Annotated in this window: 24 protein-coding genes and 1 pseudogene; 11 read left to right on the forward strand and 14 right to left on the reverse strand. The window is 69.3% G+C overall.

Annotated elements, in window-relative coordinates:
- Positions 1 to 134 precede the first annotated feature (134 nt).
- Positions 135 to 2,102 carry a hypothetical protein gene (locus tag WD271_04100; protein ID MEX1007010.1) on the forward strand — a complete coding sequence of 656 codons (1,968 nt, stop codon included), beginning with the start codon at positions 135 to 137 and terminating at the stop codon, positions 2,100 to 2,102.
- 132 nt (positions 2,103 to 2,234) lie between these two features.
- Positions 2,235 to 2,594 carry a cupin domain-containing protein gene (locus WD271_04105; GenBank protein MEX1007011.1) on the forward strand — a complete coding sequence of 120 codons (360 nt, stop codon included), beginning with the start codon at positions 2,235 to 2,237 and terminating at the stop codon, positions 2,592 to 2,594.
- A 5-nt stretch (positions 2,595 to 2,599) separates the two neighbouring features.
- Here WD271_04105 and WD271_04110 read toward each other — a convergent pair whose 3' ends face one another.
- Genes WD271_04110 through WD271_04120 form a run of 3 tightly spaced genes read right to left on the reverse strand, consistent with a single transcriptional unit; the run spans position 2,600 to position 4,861 of the window.
- Entirely contained in the window at positions 2,600 to 3,403 is an 804-nt protein-coding gene (locus WD271_04110) for an enoyl-CoA hydratase (protein MEX1007012.1), read from the reverse strand.
- A 2-nt stretch (positions 3,404 to 3,405) separates the two neighbouring features.
- A complete protein-coding gene (locus WD271_04115; GenBank protein MEX1007013.1) occupies positions 3,406 to 4,584 on the reverse strand; it encodes a CaiB/BaiF CoA-transferase family protein in 1,179 nt (392 codons plus the stop codon).
- Between the two features lie 4 nt (positions 4,585 to 4,588).
- Positions 4,589 to 4,861: a hypothetical protein gene (locus WD271_04120; protein ID MEX1007014.1), complete on the reverse strand. Its 273-nt coding sequence runs from the start codon at positions 4,859 to 4,861 to the stop codon at positions 4,589 to 4,591.
- 76 nt (positions 4,862 to 4,937) lie between these two features.
- Between WD271_04120 and nucS the strand changes: the two genes are divergently transcribed.
- Positions 4,938 to 5,597 carry an endonuclease NucS gene (gene nucS, locus WD271_04125; GenBank protein ID MEX1007015.1) on the forward strand — a complete coding sequence of 220 codons (660 nt, stop codon included), beginning with the start codon at positions 4,938 to 4,940 and terminating at the stop codon, positions 5,595 to 5,597.
- A gap of 29 nt (positions 5,598 to 5,626) precedes the next feature.
- Here nucS and dnaB read toward each other — a convergent pair whose 3' ends face one another.
- The 7 genes and pseudogenes from dnaB to panB form a co-directional block, all read right to left on the reverse strand.
- Positions 5,627 to 7,018, reverse strand: a complete 1,392-nt coding sequence (dnaB, locus tag WD271_04130; protein ID MEX1007016.1) for a replicative DNA helicase — start codon at positions 7,016 to 7,018, stop codon at positions 5,627 to 5,629.
- A 203-nt stretch (positions 7,019 to 7,221) separates the two neighbouring features.
- A complete protein-coding gene (rplI, locus tag WD271_04135) occupies positions 7,222 to 7,668 on the reverse strand; it encodes a 50S ribosomal protein L9 (protein ID MEX1007017.1) in 447 nt (148 codons plus the stop codon).
- Positions 7,669 to 7,973: 305 nt separating this feature from the next.
- Positions 7,974 to 8,228: pseudogene (gene rpsR / locus WD271_04140) on the reverse strand (30S ribosomal protein S18).
- Entirely contained in the window at positions 8,228 to 8,722 is a 495-nt protein-coding gene (ssb, locus tag WD271_04145; GenBank protein ID MEX1007018.1) for a single-stranded DNA-binding protein, read from the reverse strand. Before ssb ends, rpsR begins: the two are co-directional and overlap by 1 nt.
- An 11-nt stretch (positions 8,723 to 8,733) precedes the next feature.
- Positions 8,734 to 9,132: a 30S ribosomal protein S6 gene (gene rpsF, locus WD271_04150; GenBank protein MEX1007019.1), complete on the reverse strand. Its 399-nt coding sequence runs from the start codon at positions 9,130 to 9,132 to the stop codon at positions 8,734 to 8,736.
- Positions 9,133 to 9,286: 154 nt separating this feature from the next.
- Positions 9,287 to 9,808, reverse strand: a complete 522-nt coding sequence (locus WD271_04155) for a DUF192 domain-containing protein (GenBank protein MEX1007020.1) — start codon at positions 9,806 to 9,808, stop codon at positions 9,287 to 9,289.
- A 10-nt stretch (positions 9,809 to 9,818) separates the two neighbouring features.
- The gene (panB, locus tag WD271_04160; GenBank protein ID MEX1007021.1) at positions 9,819 to 10,694 is read right to left on the reverse strand and encodes a 3-methyl-2-oxobutanoate hydroxymethyltransferase; all 876 of its coding nucleotides are present in this window, start codon (positions 10,692 to 10,694) and stop codon (positions 9,819 to 9,821) included.
- A 256-nt stretch (positions 10,695 to 10,950) separates the two neighbouring features.
- Here panB and WD271_04165 point away from each other — a divergent pair, with 256 nt between their 5' ends.
- Both WD271_04165 and WD271_04170 read left to right on the forward strand, forming a co-directional pair.
- Complete coding sequence (locus WD271_04165; GenBank protein MEX1007022.1) at positions 10,951 to 11,181, forward strand: helix-turn-helix domain-containing protein; 231 nt, start codon at positions 10,951 to 10,953, stop codon at positions 11,179 to 11,181.
- Entirely contained in the window at positions 11,181 to 11,708 is a 528-nt protein-coding gene (locus WD271_04170; GenBank protein ID MEX1007023.1) for a Clp protease N-terminal domain-containing protein, read from the forward strand. Before WD271_04165 ends, WD271_04170 begins: the two co-directional genes overlap by 1 nt.
- On the opposite strand, the gene WD271_04175 is transcribed toward WD271_04170, so the two are convergent.
- On the reverse strand, positions 11,709 to 12,116 hold the full coding sequence (locus WD271_04175) for a DUF5318 family protein (protein MEX1007024.1): 408 nt from the start codon (positions 12,114 to 12,116) through the stop codon (positions 11,709 to 11,711).
- A 126-nt stretch (positions 12,117 to 12,242) separates the two neighbouring features.
- On the opposite strand from WD271_04175, the gene WD271_04180 reads away from it, so the two are divergent.
- Genes WD271_04180 through WD271_04200 form a run of 5 tightly spaced genes read left to right on the forward strand, consistent with a single transcriptional unit; the run spans position 12,243 to position 16,482 of the window.
- Entirely contained in the window at positions 12,243 to 12,878 is a 636-nt protein-coding gene (locus WD271_04180) for a PadR family transcriptional regulator (GenBank protein MEX1007025.1), read from the forward strand.
- Positions 12,875 to 13,951 (forward strand): inositol-3-phosphate synthase, encoded by a 1,077-nt coding sequence (locus WD271_04185; GenBank protein MEX1007026.1) that lies wholly within the window; start codon positions 12,875 to 12,877, stop codon positions 13,949 to 13,951. The genes WD271_04180 and WD271_04185 overlap by 4 nt, the downstream gene beginning before the upstream one ends.
- Before the next feature lie 2 nt (positions 13,952 to 13,953).
- Positions 13,954 to 14,604: a class I SAM-dependent methyltransferase gene (locus WD271_04190; protein MEX1007027.1), complete on the forward strand. Its 651-nt coding sequence runs from the start codon at positions 13,954 to 13,956 to the stop codon at positions 14,602 to 14,604.
- 3 nt (positions 14,605 to 14,607) lie between these two features.
- Positions 14,608 to 15,630, forward strand: coding sequence for a D-2-hydroxyacid dehydrogenase (locus WD271_04195; GenBank protein ID MEX1007028.1), 1,023 nt, complete (start codon positions 14,608 to 14,610; stop codon positions 15,628 to 15,630).
- A gap of 6 nt (positions 15,631 to 15,636) precedes the next feature.
- Entirely contained in the window at positions 15,637 to 16,482 is an 846-nt protein-coding gene (locus WD271_04200; GenBank protein ID MEX1007029.1) for an amidohydrolase family protein, read from the forward strand.
- Positions 16,483 to 16,513: 31 nt separating this feature from the next.
- Here the strand turns inward: WD271_04200 and WD271_04205 are convergent, their stop codons facing one another.
- Together WD271_04205 and WD271_04210 are read right to left on the reverse strand one after the other, a co-directional pair.
- Entirely contained in the window at positions 16,514 to 17,749 is a 1,236-nt protein-coding gene (locus tag WD271_04205; protein MEX1007030.1) for an AGE family epimerase/isomerase, read from the reverse strand.
- Complete coding sequence (locus tag WD271_04210; protein ID MEX1007031.1) at positions 17,746 to 19,137, reverse strand: CCA tRNA nucleotidyltransferase; 1,392 nt, start codon at positions 19,135 to 19,137, stop codon at positions 17,746 to 17,748. Before WD271_04210 ends, WD271_04205 begins: the two co-directional genes overlap by 4 nt.
- A gap of 100 nt (positions 19,138 to 19,237) precedes the next feature.
- Here WD271_04210 and WD271_04215 point away from each other — a divergent pair, with 100 nt between their 5' ends.
- Positions 19,238 to 19,687 carry a DUF3499 family protein gene (locus tag WD271_04215; protein MEX1007032.1) on the forward strand — a complete coding sequence of 150 codons (450 nt, stop codon included), beginning with the start codon at positions 19,238 to 19,240 and terminating at the stop codon, positions 19,685 to 19,687.
- Here WD271_04215 and WD271_04220 read toward each other — a convergent pair.
- Positions 19,684 to 20,880, reverse strand: coding sequence for a PilT/PilU family type 4a pilus ATPase (locus tag WD271_04220; protein MEX1007033.1), 1,197 nt, complete (start codon positions 20,878 to 20,880; stop codon positions 19,684 to 19,686). The genes WD271_04215 and WD271_04220 overlap by 4 nt on opposite strands.
- Positions 20,881 to 20,893 lie beyond the last annotated feature (13 nt).

A 20,893-nucleotide genomic window follows, 5' to 3' on the forward strand; every position in this document is an offset into this window, starting at 1 on the left:
CCACGTCCGAGCCGTCGTCGACGTCCCCGACGCTGCCCCCCGACACGACCACGACGACCACCACGCTCCCGACCACCACGACCACCACGCTGCCGACCACCACGAGCACCACGCTCCCGCCCCCCTAACGGTCGATGGACGACTCGTACTTCGCCCGTCCGTTCGTGGAACTCGACGAGTGGCGGGACGAGCCGGTGCGGCACCGGCATGTGCACGGTGGTTTCGAGAACACCGAGACGGAGTTCTCCTTCTCCTTTCCGCCCGCCGAGGAGTACGAGGGCCGCTTCCTGCACCACATCGAGGGCGGCGGCGGCGGAACACCGCGTGCACAACCGGGTGACATCGCGCTCGCGTGCGCGTACGGCGGCTATCTCGTGGTGTCGAACCAGGGCCACATGGGTCCCGACGCGACGCATCTCGACCGCGAGATCCACCACTACGGCGCGAGCGTCGCGAGCGCGCGTCGCGCGCGAACGATCGCGGCGGAGATGTACGGCGACGAGCCACACCACGGATACATCTGGGGCGGGAGCGGCGGCGCCGGCCGCACGATCGCGATCCTCGAGCACGCGCCCGACCTCTACCAGGGTGCGGTGGTATACATCCTCCCGCACGTCGCGCAGCAGGTGCTCTGCGCAGCGGTGGCCAACGCCGCGCGGGTGCTCGGTGACGCGCTCGAGCGCGTGATCGACGCCACCGCGCCCGGCGGGAGCGGCGACCCGTTCGCCGGGCTCACCACCGAGCAACGCGAGGCACTGGGCGCGGTGTACAAGCTCGGATTCCCGCGCGGCGCGGAGGACCAGATCTACCCGGTGTCGATCGCGCTCAACGGCGTGGTGCCCGGACTCGTCGACTTCGACCCTGCGTACTTCGACGACTTCTGGACCGCGCCGGGCTACGGCGGCACCACGGAGAGCGTGCGGAACGCGCGCATCCAGTCGACACATGCGGTCCGGCGCGTGCTGACCGCGGCCGAGGTCGTCGCGAGCCCAGCCGTCGACGCGATGGATCCGTACCAGTACCTCGCGGTCGCAGGCATCGCGCGCATCACACCGGCGATGCCGATCGGCGTGGTCATCGAGGGGTTGCCGGCGCGCGATGCGGCGGGCGCGTGGCTCACCGTGCAGAGCGGAGCCGCGAAGGACCGCGAGCTCATCAGCTTGGGTGGCGGCGGGGACGTGATCGTCGCCGCCGGTGGGCGCCGCAACATGAGCATCGGCTTCGAGGACGTCGCAGCCGGCGACGAGATCGCGTTCGACAACAGCAACTTCCTCGCCTACTCGCACTTCACCCGACACCAGCACGAGGACTACCCCGAGTTCGCGACGTTCACCGTGGACGGTTCGCCGATCTACCCCCAGCGCGAGAGCGCGACCGGCTCACCCGATCTCTATCTCGTCGCGCCGTACCACGGCGCGTTCGACGCCAAATGCATCGTGGTGCAGAACCTGCACGACGGTCAGTGCTGGCCGTGCGGCGCGGAGAACCTGCGCCGGCAGCTGGTCGAACGACGCGGAAGCGAACGCTACGTGCGCGTGTGGTTCACCGAGCACGCCATGCACCTGCCGTCGTCCGCGTTGCGACCCGGGCGCTCGCCCGTCGCGAGCACGCGCCTCATCGACTACGCAGGCCACGTGCAGCAGGCGATCCGCGACGTGATCGACTGGGTCGAGTTCTCCAAGGTTCCGCCGGCCGACACCGCGGTCGACCGCAGCGCCGACGGAGCGATCGTGCTGCCCGACGACGCGGCGCAGCGCCAGGGGATCCAGCCCGTCGTGCACGCGACTGCGAACGGTGCGGCGCGCGCGGACGTGCGCGTCGGCGAGGCCGTTCGGCTCCAAGCCGAGATCGCGTCGCCGCCCGGAGGAGGCCGGATCGTCGCGGTGGAGTGGGACTTCGACGGTTCCGGCACATGGCCAGTCGTCGAAGAAGGTATCGACGGTAGTCAGAAGCAGATGGACGTGGACCGCCGCGCGACGTACGACACACCCGGGACCTACTTCCCGTGCGTCCGGGTGACCGCGCATCGCGACGGCGACAGCGGCGCGACGCAGCGCCGACTCGTGAACCTCGGCCGCGTCCGGGTGGTAGTGACCGCGTAGGCCGGTTTCGCGGGCGCGGGTACCGCACCCGCGCGTCGGGCACCTGGATCCGTGAGCCAACTTGTAACGGCTCGGCGATTTGGTAGACGATGACCGGAGCAACGATCGGACACATCGAGACGGGAGATCCGGATGGCAAAGCTCGAGAAGAAGAGCATCGACTCGCCCGACGAGTCGAGGACCGTCGGCAAGGGCGAGATGGCGCTGATCACGGTCGGCGGCGTGACCCTCGGACGCGGCACGTTCGAGCCGGGATGGCGCTGGTCCGAGCACGTGAAGCCGATCGTGGGCGGCGACAGCTGCCAGGTGCACCACAAGACCTTCGTGCTGTCGGGGCGCATGGGCGTGCGGATGAACGACGGCACCGAGCTCGAGATCGGGCCCGGCGAGCTCGCCGAGATCCCGCCCGGGCACGACGGCTGGGTGATCGGCAACGAAAACTGTGTCGCGATCGACGTCTCGGGCGATATCGCGCAGTACGCGAAGCCCTGACCCGACTACGCCCCGCGGAAACGCGGCTCGCGCTTCTCGGCGAACGCGGCCTGCCCTTCGAGGTAGTCGTCGGAGCGGAAACACGCCTCCACCAGTTCGTCGACGAGCGCGCGGTCGCGTTCCGCGGGCGCGCGCAACGCCTCGCGGATCGCCACCTTGCACGCCCGCACCGTGAGCGGCGCGTTCGACGCGATCGCGTGCGCGAGGGCGCGTACCTCGGTCTCGAGCTCGTCGGCGGGGACGACGCGGTTCACGAGCCCGATGCGCAGCGCTTCGTGGGCTGAGAGCCGACGCGCCGAGAACAGGATCTCGGCGGCCCATGACGGACCGACCAGCGCGACGAGCTCTTCGACGCCGCCGAACGCGTAGCCCAGGCCGAGGCGCGCCGCGGGCACGCCGAATTGGCTTCCCTCGGCGGCGATCCGGATGTCGGTGCGCAGCGCGGCGAGCAACCCGCCGCCGATGCAATAGCCGCGGATCATGGCGAGCGCGGGCTTGTCGAGCTCACGCCACCCGCGCCACGCGTCGGCCATCGCGGTGTCGTACTCGGCGCGCGCGTCGACTGACGTGCGGCGCTCGCCGAACTCCGAGATATCGGCGCCCGACACGAACGCGCGGTCACCCGCGCCGGTGACGACGACGACACGGGCCTCCGGATCGTCGCGGAACGCGGCGAGGATACGCGGGACCGCGACCTGCATCTCGATCGACATCGCGTTGTGGCGCTCGGGGTTGTTGTAGGTCATCCAGCCGATGCCGTCCTCGACCCGGGCGAGCATCTTCGGGGTTCCGGTGTCGATCTCGGTCACGCTCACCTGCGTCGCGCCTCCGTGGCCACCGCGCCCGCCGTGAGCAGCGCGTCGATCTCGTCGGCGCCGTATCCGATCTCCTCGAGTACCTCCCGCGTGTGGGCACCCGCCAACGACGGGCCGCGCCGGATCGTCGCCGGCGTCTCGGAGAAGGTGAGCGGCGGCCGCAACACCTCGATCTCCTCGCCCGACAGGTTCACGACCGTGCGCGTCATCCCGAGGTGGTGTACCTGGGGATCGCGGAACACCTCGTCGATGCGCAGCACCGGGCCGCACGGCACTACCTCGGCGAGCAGTTCGACCCACTCGGCGGTCGGGCGCGCGCGGAAGGCCTCGCCGATCGCCGCTTCGAGCGCGTCGCGGTGCTCGAGGCGTGACGAGCCGTCGGCGAAGCGCGGGTCGTCGGCGATCTCGGGCGCGCCGATGAGCGAGCAGAACCCCGGGAAGTCGCCCATGGCGGACACGTTGACGTAGCCGTCGGCGGTGGGAAACGTACCCATCGGCACGACCGTCGGATGCTGGTTGCCGACCTGGCCGGGCACTTCGTGGTCGATGAGCCAGCGCGCGGCCTGGAAGTCCATGAAGCTGATCATCGACTCGAGCAGCGAAGTGTGCACCCATTGACCACGACCGGTGCGTTCGCGCGCGATCAGTGCGGCCAGCACGCCTTGAGTGAGGATCGTGCCGGCTGCGGTGTCGGAGATCGCGATGCCGACGCGCGAGGGACCCGTGCCCGGCGGCCCGGTGACGCTCATCAGCCCGCCGAGGCCCTGCGCGATCTGGTCGACGCCCGGACGGTCGGCATACGGCCCGTCCTGACCGAACCCGGAGATGCTCGCGTAGACGAGCCGCGGGTTCACCACCCAGAGCGTGTCGGGATCGACGCGCAGCCGGTGCTTCACCGCGGGACGGAAGTTCTCGACGAGCACGTCGGCGTGCTCGACGAGGCGCAGCAGCACGGCATGGCCCTGCTCGGTGGCGAGATCGATGATCACCGAGCGCTTGTTGCGGTGGAGGTTCGCGCCGTCGGAACCGCCGGACGCGAACGACACCGTGCCGCTGGGGGGCTGTACCTGGACGACGTCGGCGCCGAAGTCGGCGAGCTGGCGCACGCACGTGGGTCCGGCCCGCGCCACCGCCAGGTCGACCACGCGGAGGCCGGTGAGCGGCCCGTCGTCCACGCGGCTACGCGGTGAGCGAGGCGAGCCCCGCGACCATCACGAGAAAGCCGAGCACCATGTAGGTGACGGTGCGCGCGACCGGAGCTTGCGCGAGCTCGCGCTTCTGCGCCGGATTGGCCTGGCCGCGGACGGGACTACCGGGGCGGGCGCGGGCGACGGTGGTCGCGCTCACGCGGTCGGCGTCGTGGGGTCGGCGGACCAGGGCCCAGAGGTTGGCGATGAACAGCGCGGCGCCGACTGCGGTGATCAGCTCCCGAAGGATCTCGTCGTAGTCCACGCCAGCATCGTACGGCGCGCCGCGCGTGCGTCGCTCGTCGGGCTCGCAGCGAAGCGGCCCGGTAGCGTGCGCCCGGATGCGGGTGCTGGTCGCGGACTGCTCGGTGGAGTACGAAGGCCGCCTGGGTGCGCGTCTCCCGCGCGCGCTGCGCCTCATCCTGCTGAAGGCCGACGGTTCGATCGCGGTGCACGCCGACACGAAGGCCTACAAGCCGCTGAACTGGATGAGCCCGCCGTGCACGATCCGCGAAGGTGACGGCACGATCGTCGCGGTCAACCCCGGTGGCGAACGGCTCACGATCGAGCTCCACGAGGTCGTACACGACTACGCCGTCGAGCTCGGCGACGACCCCGGTCTGGCGAAAGACGGCGTGGAGGCCGAGCTCCAGGAGCTCATCGCGCGACGCGTGGCCGCATTGCGCGACGGGTTGCGCCTCGTGCGTCGCGAGTACCCCACCGACATCGGCCCCGTCGACCTGTTGTGCCGCGACGACGACGGCTCGGCAATTGTGATCGAGGTGAAGCGCATCGGCGAGATCGCGGGTGTGGAACAGCTCCTGCGCTACCAGGAACGCCTCGACCTCGACCCGAGCCTCGCCCCCACGAAGGGGCTCTTCGTCGCCACGCGCATCAAGCCGCAGGCGCGCGTGTTCGCGCAAAGCCGCGGCGTCGAGTGCGTGGAGATCGACCTCGACGAGCTGCGCGCGGGCGCGCCGCTCGACCTGCGCCTGTTCTGAGCCGTGCGGGCGATGGGTCGCTCGCTCAGTTAGTCGCGGGCCATGTCTTCGAAGGCCGTGCGGTGCGGCAGGAAGGCGAGCTCGACCTTGCCGGTGCGCCCGTTCCGGTGCTTGGCCACGATGATCTCGGCCTTGCCGCGGTCCTCGGAGTCTTGGTTGTAGACCTCGTCGCGGTAGATGAAGGCCACGACGTCGGCGTCTTGTTCGAGCCCGCCCGACTCGCGGAGGTCGGCGAGCATCGGGCGCTTGTCTTGGCGGTACTCGACCTGCCGGTTGAGCTGTGAGAGCGCGACCACCGGGCAGTCGAGCTCGCGGGCAAGGATCTTGAGGCCGCGGGAGATCTCGGACACCTCCACCTGGCGGTTCTCCGCGCGGCGGGTGGAGCTCGGCGTCATGAGCTGCACGTAGTCGACGACGACGAGCGCGAGATCGCCGTGGCGCGCATGCATACGCCGTGCCTTGGCGCGCATCTCCATGACCGTGCAGTGCGGGTTGTCGTCGATGAAGAGCTTCGCTTCCGCGAGCCGGCCGACGGCGTGGCCGAGACGCGACCAATCGCCGTCGTCGAGGCGCGCGGTCCAGAGGCGGGACGTGTCGACGCGCGCTTCGGTAGCGAGCAGGCGCTTCGTGAGCTCGATGGTGCCCATCTCCATGGAGAAGAACATGACGGGCCGGCCCGTCACGGTGGCGACGTTACGGGCCATGCCGAGTGCGAGGCTGGTCTTGCCCATGCCGGGCCGCGCCGCGACGATGATGAGGTTCGATTTCTGCAAGCCGAGGGTGATGGCGTCGAGGTCGCTGAAGCCGGTGGGCACGCCGACCAGCTCCGAGCTGTCGCCGTAGCGGCGCTCGAGGTCGTCGAGTGTTTCCTGGAGCGCGTCCTGGATGCCGATCATGGTCTCGGCGACGCGACGTTCGGCGACCTCGAACACGAGGGACTCGGCGCGGTCGAGTGTTTCGGTGACGTCGTCGGGCGAGTCGTAGCCCATCTCCGAGATGTCGCCGGCGACCGCGATGAGACGCCGCAGCAGCGCGAGCTCGTTGACGATGCGCGCGTAGTGGCCGGCGTTGGCGGACGCGGGCGTGGACGCCTGGATCTGCAGCAGCGCGGCGCGTCCACCGACGAACTCGAGCAGATCGGCGCGGCGCAACTCCTCGGCGACGGTGACCGGGTCGGCGGGTTCACCCTGCCCGTAGAGCGACTGGACGGCGTCGTAGATGTGGCCGTGGGCCGGTTTGTAGAAGTCGGGGCCGTCGACGCGCGCCTCGACCGCGGCAGTGATCGCGTCGCGCGAGAGGAGCATGGCCCCGAGGAGCGACTCCTCGGCCTCGAGGTTGTGCGGCGGCACTCGGCCGGTCTGCGGGCGCCGAACGGCGTCAATCGTCTGGACCACTGCCGACCCGGCCTCCCCCCCGCTCATTGCGCGTGAGCCTCGGAGTGTGCGGCACTGCGCTTGTGGATCGCTAGCCCCAAAACCCGGGTTTCTCTTGGGGATCTTGGGCCTGGTTGTCCCCAGGCCTGGGGAGGACGGATCGGATGCACAGTCCCATCCGAGCACGGGGGTACGACATCTAACCCCCTGATCAGGGTCGATCCACCGACTTGACGGCTCTCCCTCGCGCGCTACTGCGCGACGACGGCGACCACGAGCGGCACCACGACCTCGGGATGCAGGCGCACCGGCACCTCGACCTCGCCGAGCTCGCGGATCGGGTCGTCGAGCATCACGCTGCGCCGGTCGACCTCGATGCCCGTGCGGTCGAGCAGCGCGGCCACGATGTCGGCCGCGGTGACCGACCCGAAGAGCTTGCCGCCCTCACCCGCGCGCGCTTCGACGGTGAGCGGCCCGGTGTTGAGCCGCTCCGCCAGTTCCTCCGCCGCAGTGCGGTCGCGCACTTCGCGTGCCTCCCGGTTGCGCCGCATCGCCTCGGACTGGGCGACCGCGCCCTTCGTGGCCTTGATCGCGAGGCCACGTGGAACGAGGTAGTTGCGGCCGTAGCCGTCGGCGACATCGAGCAGGTCCCCTTTCCGGCCGAGGGTCTCGACGTCTTCGCGCAGCACGATCTTCATTCGTCATCCTCGGCGTCGGGCTCGACGTCGACGTCGTCCTCGGCGTCGACCTCGGCGTCGATGACCTCGATGACCTCGGCATCACCGAAATCACGGGCTTGCCGTTCTGGTTCGTAGCCGGTGTCCGGACCGATCGTGGCCAGCACCTCGGCCGTCGCGGGATCGGCTTCTTCGACCGCGAACGCGTCGGCATCGGCGTCGGGGGGCGGCACGAGGGACGTCATGTCTTCCCGCAACTCGCCGCGACCCTCACGGTCGCCGCGATCGCGACGGCCGCCCTTACGCTGAGTGGTGACTTGCCGCACGCTGTACGGCAGCAACGCCATCTCGCGTGCCACGCGGATCGCGCGCGCGACCGCTCGTTGCTGTTGCGCCGAGTTGCCGGTGACGCGGCGAGCGCGGATCTTGGCCCGCTCCGACATGAATCGCCGGAGCAGGTTGACGTCCTTGTAATCGATCCAACCGACACTCTCGGTGTTGAGGATCGAGATCTTCTTCTTCTGGGGCCGCCGTCGGTCGGCGGCCCCAGACTTGCCATTGGTGCGTCGGTCTCGTGCCATCAGAACGGTTCCTCACCGGAGTCGTCGTCGGATTCGCTGCTCCCGCCACCGCCGCCACCGCCGCCACCGGCGCCACCGGCGTTGCCGCCACCGGCCGAGCCACCGGCTGAGCCGAAGCCGCTGTCGCCGCCCCGACGCTCGTTGCGGACGACCTTCGCGGTGGCCCAGCGCAGGCTCGGGCCCACTTCGTCGGCGACGATCTCGACGACGCTGCGCTTGTCGCCGTTCTCGGTTTCCCAGCTGCGCTGCTCGAGGCGGCCGGTGACCACGACGCGCGAGCCCTTTCCGATGGACTCGGCGACGTTCTCGGCCATCTCACGCCAGCAGACGACGTTGAAGAAGCTCGTCTGCTCCTCCCACTCCTGGGACTGGCGGTTCTGCCACCGCCGGCTCACGGCGACGCCGAAGCTGGCCTTCGCCGCGCCTCCGGTGGTGTAACGGATCTCTGGATCGCGAGTGAGGTTCCCGACGATCGTGACGGTGCTGTCTGCCATGGTCTTCCTCCCTATGCGTCCGTCACGCTGGCTTCCGCCTCCCGCTCAGGCTCGGGGCCTGCCGGTTCTCGCGCGGGGCGCGCCTGCCGCCCCGGCACCGCGCCGGCCAGCTTGCCGTAGACCTGTTCGGGGATGCGGAGGATCTTGTGACGGAGAACTTCGTCAGCCAGGGAGAGCACCCGGTGCAGCTCTTCCATCGCCACGGGCTCGGCCTTGGCCTGGAGGACCACGTAGTAGCCCTCCCACCGGTGCTTGAGCTCGTAGGCGAACCGCCGCTTCCCCCAGAAGTCGATCGGGCCGGGCTCGGCGCCCTTCGATTCGATCAACTCGGAGTAGCGGGCGACGGCGGACCGGATCGTCTCCTCTTCCAGATCCGCGTCGAAGATGAACATGACCTCGTACGGCCGCAAGGGCTGTACCTCCTTCGGACCGCAGCAGCGCTGCCGGGCGACCGCATGACCGGCCGGTATACGGGCGCGGCTCCGGGCGCAGGATTTGAACAAGTCAGGCTAGCAGTACATCTTCGACGTGATCTATCGAGACGGAGCCTACTGCCGGGGTGTGTCAGTTACACCCGGAAAGTGCGCCCGACGGAAGCTTGCCCCTGAGCGTCTCGAGCGCGTCGGTGAACGGGGCACCCGCCTCGTAGAGCGGGCAGACCGGCTCGGCATCCGGGCACGGCTTCATGTGACGCCGCGACACCGGGGTGCCGTCGGCGGCGTAGAAGCCGATGTCGAGGGGAACCGGCACCGCCGACATCGTGAAGCCGGTCACGGTGGGCCCATCGAAGACGAACAGCATGCCGTCGTAGGGGCCGAGCCCGCGACGTTGCCGGAGCCCCTGCACGCGCTCGGCCAGGTCGTCGGCAACCACGACCCGCAGGCACCGCCCGCCCACTGCCACCTGCGTCGCGGTGAGACCGACGAAGGGCGCGGACGCGGGTTTCGCTCCGATGACGAGCGACGACGACGACACCGGCGTGCTCGAACCGTCGCCATCGTCACGCGCGAACAGCACCACGGCGACAGCGATGCCGACCACGCCCGCGAACAGCAGCCCGATGGCTACGGCTCGGGTACGCGTCACGCTCGACGCGTCACGCGGAGGCGGTCTCGGTGGAGCTCGAGGTGTCGTTGATGCGCAGCGTCTCGGCGACGTCGTCGGCCGCGTGATAGGTCTCGTCGCTCGACGGGAAGCTCCCCACGCGCACGTCGTTGGCGAACCGCGCGACTGCTTCGACGGCGTCGTTGTGCAGGTTGGCGTAGCGCCGCACGAACTTCGGGCGCAGGTAGTCCTGGAGGCCGAGCAGGTCGTGATACACGAGCACCTGGCCGTCGCAGTGACGACCAGCACCGATTCCGATCGTTGGTACCGGGATCGAATCGGTGACCAACCGCGCAACCGCGTCGGGAACGCACTCGAGCACCACCGCGAAGCAACCGGCCTCGGCGAGCGCGACCGCGTCGTCGACGATCTCGCGCGCGGCGTCGAGCGTCTTGCCCTGCACGCGGAAGCCGCCGAACGCATGGATGGATTGCGGCGTGAGGCCGACGTGGCCCATCACCGGGATCTCGGTGTCGAGGATGGCGCGCACGGAGTCGAGCCGCTTGCGCCCGCCTTCGAGCTTCACGGCACCCGCGCCCGCGCGCACGAGCGCCGCCGCGTTGCAGACGGTCTCCTTGCGCGACACGTGGTAGCTCATCCACGGAAGGTCGCCGACCACGAGGGCCTCGGGCTTCGTGCGCGCGACGGCACCGACATGGTGTGCCATGTCCTCGGTGGTGACGTGCAGCGTGTTGTCGTAGCCGAGCACCACCATCGCGAGCGTGTCGCCCACGAGGATGATGTCGACCCCCGCTTCGTCGACCACGCGCGCGGACGGCGCGTCGTACGCGGTGACCATCACGAGCGGCGTGCCGGAGCCCTTGCGGGCGGCAACGTCGGGCGCGCTGGTCGGACGAGATCCGGCCATCTCGGCACCTCCACCGTCCAGGGCACCCACGGCTCCCGGCGGCAGACGCAGAGTAGCCCCGCGGCGGCCCGGGGAGCACACGGACGAAGCAGCCACCCGTACCGTGACGGAACGGGAGCCCGTCGACTGGCGAAGTGCTAGCCCGTCGGGGCCCTGCCACCGACGACACACGGCGCGGGCTCGTCGAATCACCTCGGTGTTTCGGTTGTCGTCAAAACCTGTTGACAAGCCGGAACCGTCAAAGTATGCTGACGACGTGGATCAGAAGCAGGTGGCGTCGCTCGGCCGAGAGGCCACGAACGCCGATCCGGCCGTGGGGCTGCAGGCCGCTGCTGCACTGCGGCGGCTGGCGGAGCAACTCGAGCTCGAGCACGTGCGGCGCGCCCGTACGCTCGGGTGGTCGTGGCGTGAGATCGCTCTCCGCTTGAACCTCACCAAGCAGGCCGTGCATCACAAATACGCCGCACTCGTCGACGGGGGGTCCTGATGTTCGAACGCTTCACTCCCGAGGCGCGCGCCGCCATCCAGTCGACGACCGGATACGCCATTGGGCTCGGACACAACTACATCGGTACCGAACACCTCTTGCTCGCGCTGATTGGCGCCGAGGAGGCCGCCGACGGCGGGCCACTGACCGAGCGAGGGGTGACGCGCGACGCGACCGAACGCGAGATTCGATCTCAGCTGGCCGTGCACCTCAACGACGCTGACGCCCTGCGTGCGGTCGGCGTCGACCCCCAAGCACTTCATGATCGCGCGGAGCAACTCGGCGTCGACGTGCACATCGGCGGGCTGACACCCTACGAGCCGGACCCGTCGGTGCCCGACGAGCTACGACGGGTCACGCAGCGCGCGAGGACCATCCTGCACCGGGCCGAGGACGCGGCTGTCGTCAAGGTCACCTGCGACGACCTGCTCGCCACGATGCTCGACGAGGACGGGGGACTCGGCGTGGTCGTGCTCGAGGAGCTCGGAGTGCGGCTCGCCGATCTGCGCGCCGAGCTCGCGAGCTGACTAACTCCGAGCCGCGCGGCGCCGGTTCGACGCGCCCTCGGCCTCGTCGTTGTAGCGGCGGCCGTGGAGCTCGCGGCGCGAGAGGTGGTTCCAGCAGCAGTCGAGGCAGACCTCGACTACATAGCGGGCGAACTCGTCGTGCATGGTGCCGAGCTTTTCGAGCTCACCGTCGTAGGAGATGCACCGGCCGTTGGCCTGGCCGAGCTTTTCGCCGTAGACGTAGGACACGTACCGCACGTTGCCCTCGCCGCACACAGGGCAGTCGTACGGCGCTATTTCGCCGATGTTGCGGCCCGCACGCAGGAGCTCGGGGTGCGCGTCGCAGACGTCGAGGCGGGTGACGGCACCACGTTGCAGATCACGGAGCACGGCCCGTCGGGCCAGCGCGTAGTCGGTGTGCCGGCGCACGGCGGGCAGTGTACCGGTGCCACAACAGTGCTCGAACCCCCGGGTGTTCCTGATCCGACACCCGCGATAGACTTGCCTCGATATATCGAATCGATATATCGAATCACGGTGCATCGGAGTTGACCCGTGCTCGACCTCGCCATCCTCGGACTTCTGAAGGAACAGCCGCTCCACGGCTACGAGCTGCGCAAGCGGCTCGGGGAGAGCCTCGGCTCGATGTGGGGTATCTCGTACGGCTCGCTGTACCCGGCACTGCGCCGGCTCGAGCGCGAAGGCGCCATCGAGATCGTCGAACCGGGGTTGACGGCCACCCCGATCCCCGCCACCGGCTCGCTCGACGGCGACCGCGCGGCCGCGCGACAGCGGCACACCGGCAAGACCAGCCGTCGCACGCGCAAGGCGTACCGAATCATCGAACGCGGCAACGCGCGCCTCGACGAGCTCCTGCTCGCCGACGACGCGTCCGACGACGACCGCACCTTCGCGTTGAAGCTAGTGTTCTGCGGCCATCTCGAGCCCGTGGCGCGTGTTGCGCTGCTCGAGCGCCGCCGTGCCGAGCTCACCAGCCACCTCGCGCGCTCACGGCGATCGGGTTCCGCCCGAGGCGACCGCTACTCACGTTCTCTCTTCGAGCACCGGGCACAGTCCACCCAACGAGATCTGGAATGGATCGAGGCGCTCATCGCGGCTGAACTACGCGACGGCGCCGCCGACAACACCCGCGCGGCCAATGGCCGAACAAGAGGAGACACCGGATCATGAGTGGTCGAGTCCGTGTCGCGATCGCCGGCGTCGGGAACTGCGCGAGCAGCCTGGTGCAAGGGGTCGACTATTACCGCAACGCCAACCCCGCCGACGACGTACCCGGCCTGATGCACGTCGTGCTCGGCGGCTACCACGTGGGCGACGTGGAGTTCGTCGCAGCCTTCGACGTCGACGCCGAGAAGGTCGGCCTCGACCTCGCCAAGGCGATCTACGCGGGCCAGAACAACACCATCAAGTTCGCTCACGTCGGCACACTCGGCATCGAGGTACACCGCGCCCCCACGCTCGACGGCCTCGGTCAGTACTACCGCGAGGTCATCGAGGAATCGCCGGCGGCGGCGGTCGACGTCGCGCAGGTGCTGCGCGACACGCGCGCCGACGTCCTCGTGAGCTACCTGCCGGTCGGCTCCGAAGAGGCCCAGCGCTACTACGCGCAAGCATGCCTCGACGCCGGCGTCGGATTCGTCAATGCGATCCCGGTGTTCATCGTGAGCGATCCCGAGTGGGCGCAGCGCTTCACCGACGCCGGAGTCCCCATCGTCGGCGACGACATCAAGAGCCAGGTTGGTGCCACCATCACGCACCGCGTTCTGGCTCGTCTGATGGAGGACCGCGGCATGTCGATCGACCGCACGTACCAGCTCAACTTCGGCGGCAACATGGACTTCAAGAACATGCTCGAGCGCACGCGGCTCGAGTCGAAGAAGAAGTCGAAGACGCAATCGGTCACGAGCCAGATCGAGCAGGGCATCGAGTCTGACAACGTACACATCGGGCCGTCGGACCATGTGCCGTGGCTCGACGACCGCAAGTGGGCCTACATCCGTCTCGAAGGCCGCAACTTCGGCGACGTGCCGCTCAACATCGAACTGAAGCTGGAAGTGTGGGACTCGCCGAACTCGGCGGGAGTGATCATCGACGCCGTGCGCTGCTGCAAGGTGGCGCTCGACCGCGGCATCGGCGGCCCGCTCGCGGGCCCGTCGGCGTACTTCATGAAGTCGCCTGCGGTGCAATACCACGACGAAGAGGCGCGAGAGATGGTCGAAGCCTTTATCCGCGGCGAGGGTTAGCGGTGGCCGACCTGCTGTACGGACCCGACGGTCCCGCCGAGCGCGAGGTTCACCTCGTCGGCCACGTCGAGGGCAAGCGCGTCCTCGACCTCGGGTGTGGCGACGGCAGCGCCGCAATCACGCTCGCGCAGCAGGGCGCGGTGGTCATCGCGGTCGACTCGAACGAGGCGCGCCTCGCACAAGCTCGCCGCCGCGCCGAACAGGCAGAGGTGCGCGTCGAGTTCCGCGCCGAGGATCTCGCCGATCTTGCGTTTCTACGCGCTGATTCCGTCGATGTCGTGTTCAGCGCGTTCGCCGTCGACACCGTCGACGATACGGCGCGCGTGTTCCGCCAGGTGCAACGCGTGCTGAAGCCCAACGCACACTTCGTGTTCTCGCACGCGCATCCGTTCTCGCTGTGTCTCGCCGAGGGCAGAGTCACTCGCTCGTATCTCGACACCATGCCGGTCACGGTAACGCGTTGGGGTGAATCCGTGACGGTGTACCCGCGCAGCCTGAGCGAGACGTTCACCGATCTCGCGCGCGCCGGGTTCCGGATCGAGACCCTGCTCGAGCCGACACCTGCCGGATACCGTCCTCTCACCGAGCGGGCTCCGGCGGAGGCCGCGGTACCGACGACGGTCGTGTGGCGCGCCCGCAAAGAAGGCACCTGATCATTGGCTGAGCGACTCACGGGAAGCGTGGTCGTCGCGTACCCGTGGCAGGAGCGCGCAGACCTACTCGACCAACTCCGTTCGGTTGTGCCCGGCGTCGAAGTTCTCGCGCTGCCCTACGTCGGCCCGAAGTTCGGGCGGCACGTGCGCGATGCGGAGCGCCTCGACGAGCTCACCGACGAGCGCCGCGGGGTGTGGGCGAACGCAGAGGTCGTGATGGCACTCGACCTCCCGAAGGGGATCGACGAGCTTGCGCCGAACCTACGCTGGGTGCAGGCGATCGGTGCAGGGATCGACCATCTGCGGGAGACCGGCCTCGCCGACCACGTGGTGCTCACGAACGCGGTCGGTGTCGCCGCCGTGCCGATTGCCGAGTTCGTCATTGCGCGCCTGTTGGGGGTGTGGAAGCGCTTCGCCGATCTCGACGAGCTCCAGCGCGCGCACAAGTGGCGGGCAACTTTCGGCCGCGTGTTCGACGCGTCGACGGTCGGTCTCGTCGGGCTCGGGGCTATCGGGGGCGCGGTCGCGGTGCGTGCGCGTGCGCTCGGCGCGCGCACGATCGGCATCCGGCGCAGCTACCGGCCGGGAGACGTGTCGCCCCTGTGCGACGAGCTGTTCGGCACCGACGATCTCCACGACGTCCTCGCGCGCTGCGACGCAGTGGTGCTCAGCGCGCCGGCCACGCCCGACACCGAGAACATGTTCGATGCCGCCGCGTTCGCGGCGATGCAGCCGGGCACGGTGTTCTGCAACGTCGCGCGCGGCTCTCTCGTCGACGAAGCCGCGCTGATCGACGCACTGGAGCGCGGCCATCTCGGCGCGGCGATCATCGACGTCGCGCGCGCCGAGCCGCTCCCGGCCGACGATCCGCTCTGGGATGCGCCGAACATCTACATCTCACCGCACTCCTCGGCATCACAGGATCGTTACCTCGAAACTCTCTTCGATCTCTTCGCCGACAACCTCGGCCGGTACGCGCGCGGCGAGGACCTCCGAAACATCGTCGACCTGTCGGTCGGCTACTAGGGCCCGGTGATCGTCGACACGCACACACACGTCATCGGGCTCGACGAAGCGCGCTATCCCCTGCGGCCGTCGGGCGTGGGCTCCCAGTGGTTCCGCGACGCTCCGTGCACCGCGGAAGAGCTCGCCACGCTCACCGCCGAAGCAGGCGTGGACGCGGCGGTCCTGGTGCAGGCATTCGGCGCGTACACCTTCGACAACTCGTACGTCGTCGACGCTGCAGCAGCGCGTCCGGACCGCTTCGTGAGCATCGCGATCGTCGACCCCGAAGATCCGCTCTCACCGGCGCGGCTGCAAGAGCTGGCGCGGGAGCCTCGGTTCACCGGCGTCCGTCTGTTCTCGATCAGCGCGCTCGAACGCCCGCAGCCCACGTGGCTCGACGATCCGGTGACGTTCGCGGTGTGGGAGGCGTGCGCCGACCTCGGCTTGCGGGTCGTGGTCGCGTGCCTGCCCGAGCACCTTCCCCGCCTCGAGCGTGTGCTGCGGCACTTCCCGGAGCAGCCAGTGGTGCTGGACCATTGCGGCTTCGTGGCGCTCGACGGCGGTCCGCCCTACCCGGAGGCAGGCGAGCTGTTCCGCCTCTCCCCGCACGCCAACCTGCACTGCAAGATCACCTCGCATCTCCTCGAAGCTGCGGAGCAGTACGGCGGAGCCAGCGGGATCGTCGACCGGCTGGTCGCGGAGTTCGGCACCGAACGCCTCGTGTGGGGTTCGGACTTTCCTCAAACTCATGACCGTCCGTACACGGACCTCGTCGCCCTCGCTCGACGTGCATGCGCCAACCTGTCGGAACGCGACCGCGACCTCGTGTTGGGGGGCACCGCGCTGCACCTCTGGCCGGAGCTGTCGCGATGACCGCGTCCGGCTTGTTCGGTGTGTCGGGAGGCTAGGGCGCGTACGCGCCTGCGAACTTCACCAGCGCGCGTGCGTCGTGGTAGCTCGACTGCCAGTCGTGCGCTTTGCGCCGGAACAGGACCGTTCCGTCGGCGGCGACCGTGTCGAACCACACACCGTCGGACGGGTCGGCGAAGTGCGCGTGCACGAACTCGGCGGTCTTCAGGAGCGCGACGTCGTAGCCGCCGTCGGGACAACGCACTGAGGCGTCGGTGAGGGCCGCGATCATCTCGGCCTGCCCCCACCACTGCTTCTCCTCGTTGGTGGCCGGGCCGATGACCGGTCCGCTCGTGTAGAGACCGCCCCGCTCGTGGTCGAAGCCGAAGCGCAGCGCGTGGTCGACGATCACGAAGAAGTAGTCCCACGAGGGTTCGCGACCGAGCACCTGCTCGGCGCGGATCGAAAGCCAGGCGTGCTCCACCGCGTGGCCGTAGGAGTGCATGAGCGCGTCGGGATCGTCGACGAACGACCAGTCGTTTTCCCGGAAGCCGACCCACTGGGATGGGTCGTCGGTGAGGAACCGAGTCCGCATGATGTCGACCGACTCGCCCAGCGACACGAGTACGCGGGGGTCGCCGGTGAGATCGCCGAGCTCGGCGAGCGCCTCCATCACATGGAGGTTGACGTTGGCGCTCTTCACCCCGATCCGATCGACCATCGGCCGTTCGTCGGCGTCGACCGGCTGCCAGTCGCGTGAGAGGTTCTCCGTCCAGCCGCCGAACGTCTGGTCGCGAAAGCGTGACTCGATCAGATCGAAGGTCTCGTTGGCATAGCCGAGAGCACCGACATCACCGGTCGCGCGCACGTACTCGACGAGGGCCAGCAGCATCGCCACCTGCCCGCAGAGGCTCTTCCGTTCGTCGCGGGGCCCTCCGTCGCGAGCGGTCTCCGATCGCCAGCCGCCGTACTCCGCGTCCCAGAAGTGCTCCACGAGGAATTCGTAGCCGTTTCGCGCCGCATCGAGATCTGCACCCGACGGATCCGTCCAGCCGGCGAGCTGGGCGTGCGAGAACACCCACACGAGGCGCGCGTGCGACATCACGTGCTTGGTCGCGCACCGGCGCGCCCGCCAACGGTGGAACCGCGCCCACCGGACCGCTCCGTAGTCGCGGAGCCGGTAGCCGCCGTAGCGCGGGTCGATGCCGGTGCGCCGCCAGTAGGGAAGCATGCCGTCGCGCACCCACGGCCTGCACTTCGACGCGTACGACTCCAGCTCGGAGCGCGTCACCTCTTGATGCCGCGCGCGCGGGCCCATTCTGCGAGGCGCTCGTAGGCGTCGGTCTCGTCGATCGGTCCCTCGTCGAGCCGTACCTCCAGCAGGAAGTCGAGCGCCTCGCCCACGAGGCGTCCCGGCTCGATGCCGAGGATGTCCATGACCTGCCGGCCGTCGAGCGGCGGGCGGATCGAATCGAGCTCCTCCTGTTCACGGAGCTCGGCGATCCGCGCCTCGAGCTCGTCCATGCGCCGAGCGAGCGCGCGCGCCCGGTTCTTGTTGCGCGTTGTGCAGTCGCACCGTTGGAGGTGGTTGAGCTCGTCGAGCAGGTCACCGGCGTCGCGCACGTAGCGACGCACCGCCTTGTCGGTCCACCCCATCGCGTAGGTGTGGATACGAAGGTGCAGGTAGACGAGCTTGGCGACGTCCTCGACGATGTCGTTGGAATACTTCAGCGCGCGCAGGCGTTCCTCCGTCATGCGCGCGCCCACGACCTCATGATGGTGGAAGCTGACCACTCCGCCCGCAAACGACCGCGTCTTCGGCTTGCCGACGTCGTGGAACAGCGCCGCGAGGCGGACCCGCAACTCGGGCCGCGTGTTCCGCACCACCGCGATCGTGTGCGCGAGCACGTCCTTGTGCGTGTGCACCGGATCCTGTTCGAGTCGCATCGACCGAAGCTCGGGCAGGAACTCGTCGGACAGTCCGGTCTCGACGAGGAACCACAGGCCGGCGCTCGGGTCGTCGACGAGCAGCAGCTTCGACAGCTCGTCGCGGATGCGCTCGGCGCTCACGATCTCGAGGCGCCGCCGCAGCGCTTCCACGGCGCGCACCAACTCGGGATCCGGCACGAGCTCGAGACCCGCGATGAACCGCGCCGCTCGCAACATCCGCAGCGGGTCGTCGAGGAAGGAGATCTCGGGTTCGAGCGGCGTGCGGAGCCGACGCGCGGCGAGATCGGCGACGCCCCCGTAGGGGTCGACCAGTTCGGGTTCGGGCAGGCGGATGGCCATCGCGTTCACGGTGAAGTCGCGGCGCGCGAGGTCGGTCTCGACGTCGTCGGCGTAGGCGACCTCGGGCTTGCGGCTCTCGGGCCGGTAGACCTCGGCGCGGAAGGTGGTGATCTCCATGCGGACGCCTTCGCGCACGCAGCCGACCGTGCCGAAACGCCGGCCCTGGAGCCACACGTGCTCGGCCCAACCACTCACGAGCGCCTCGACCGCTTCGGGGCGCGCGCTCGTGGCCAGGTCGACGTCGACGTGGACGAGATCGAGGAGCGCGTCGCGCACGCTGCCGCCGACGAGGAGGCACTCGTGACCCGCGTCGACCAGCCGGCGCGCGAGCTGCTGCACCGGCGATTCCGGTGCGAGCAGCGGCTGGAGGCGCGCGGGAACGGTGGTCATCGGAGCCATTCTCGTCGGTCGGCCGCGCACGCGCCGCGCACTTGTGACCCGCCTGTCCACGGGGCACGGCGATCCCTCCGCTACCGTCGGCGTCGTGGGGATGCCGTGCTCGCGGGTGGGTTGTGGTGGGTACGCGGTTGCGTTGTTCTGCTTCGACGGACGCGCCGCCCTCGTGTGGCTCGACCCGCTCGACCCCGATCGGGGAACCGGCGCCGGCGTGCTCTGCGCCCGCCACGCCGACGCCCTCACGCCCCCTCGGGGCTGGCACCTCCAGGACCGCCGAACACCCTCACCGCGCCTCTGGGACGATCGCCCACCGATGGTCATCCCGGCCGCGCCACCGACTTCGAACATGCGCTCACCCGCAGTTGCTCGGACCTTTCCCCCGCCGACCGACCCGTTGCCGTTCGACGACGAGCCGGCTCACCATTCAGGCACGGAGACGCGTCCGGTCGTCAACGTCGACGACTTGCTCGACGCGCACACACCATTGCTCGCACGCGCGTTCACGGCTGCCGGCTCCGTGCCCGAACGGGGAGTCGAGGTCTAACTCGCGCGCACGCGCTGCGGCAGCGGCGCACCCGGTTCGTGGTGTGCCTGCGGCGCCGGCTCGGTGCCTGAACGGAGAACGGGCTGCGGGGCCCCATCCTCGGGCGCGGGCGCACCGCCACGTTCGAAGTCGGCACGGTCGAGCTCGAACCGCATCTCGCTCGGTTCGTCGGCATGCGCGAGCGCGTCCGCACGCGCCACGAGCCCACCTTGGTACAGATGCACGAGACTCTGGTCGAACGTCTGCATTCCGTACAGATCACCGTCGGCCATCTCGCGCGCGAGCTCTGTGAGCCGATCGGGCTGCGCGATCCGTTCGGCCACGCGGGAGTTCACGACGAGCACCTCTACCGCGGGGACGCGCCCACGCCCGCCCGCGCGCGGCAGCAGCCGCTGCGACACGATCCCGCGCAACGCAAACGCGAGGGAAGCGCGCGCCTGGCGCTGCAGGTGAGGCTGGACCATGTCGATCAGTCGTTCGATGGTCTCGACCGCGCCGACCGTCGAAAGGCTCGACAGCACAAGGTGACCCGTCTCCGCGGCCTGCAGCGCTGCCCATGCCGACGCCGAGTCGCGAATCTGGCTCACCATGATCACGTCGGGGTCCTGCCGGAGCGCATGCACAAGGGCCGAGTGCGCGCTCGGCGTATCGGTCCCCACTTCGCGCTGATCGACCACCGCGTGCTTGTCCGCGTGCAATACCTCGACCGGATCTTCGATCGTGACGATGTGACACTCACGTGTGCTGTTCACGTGGTCGACCATGGCGGCGAGCGTCGCGGTCTTCCCCGAACCGGCGAGACCCGACACGAGCACCAGACCGTGAGGTTGGTCGGCAAGTGCGGCGACCGAGGCGGGCAGCGACAACGCCTCGAATCCCGGGATGCCGGGCAGCACGCGGCGCAGCACGAGGCCGACCCAACCGCGCTGGCGGAACGCGCTCACGCGGAAGCGCCCGAGCCCGGTGATGTCATACATGAAGTCGGCCTCGCTGGTGGTACGGAACTCCGCCGCACGCGCGTCGGGCATGATCGCGGCGGCGCACTCTTCGGCGTCGGTCGGTTCGACGGTGTCGAAGGGTGCCTCGCGCAGGCGACCGTCGACGCGCAGGCGCGGACGTGCACCCACTTTGACGTGCACGTCGGAGGCGCCCTGCTCGACGGCGAAGCGCAACAGTCGGTCGAGATCCAGCATGTGACCGCGGTAT

The organism is Acidimicrobiia bacterium (genome assembly GCA_040880805.1).
Classification (GTDB): Bacteria; Actinomycetota; Acidimicrobiia; order IMCC26256; family DASPTH01; genus DASPTH01.